Raw genomic sequence first — 303 nt, forward strand, 5'->3', positions numbered from 1 at the left:
CTTCGATACGTTCAGCAATAGCTTCTTCAATATCTTCATTTTCAGAAACGAGCAACTCACCTGTTTCAGGATCGTATACATTGTATAATGAAACACGACCTAAAATACGATCATATAACGGTTCTACAACATCATCGTTATCTTTTAAGGCCGTTGTATAAATACCTCTTAAACCTCCACAATCTTGAGTAATAACAATCATATCTTGTGCCACGTCATGTAAACGACGTGTTAAATAACCCGCATCGGCCGTTTTTAATGCCGTATCGGCAAGACCTTTACGCGCACCGTGGGTAGAGATAA

At 39.3% G+C, this 303-nt stretch carries 1 protein-coding gene; it reads right to left on the reverse strand.

Translation table 11 applies throughout. From position 1 onward, the window contains the following. On the reverse strand, window positions 1-303 hold a 303-nt coding region (locus ACM615_RS24415), incomplete at both ends, for a hypothetical protein (RefSeq protein ID WP_431012713.1).

The sequence above is a fragment of the Rahnella sp. PAMC25617 genome, from assembly GCF_050606005.1.
Classification (GTDB): Bacteria; Pseudomonadota; Gammaproteobacteria; order Enterobacterales; family Enterobacteriaceae; genus Rahnella; species Rahnella variigena.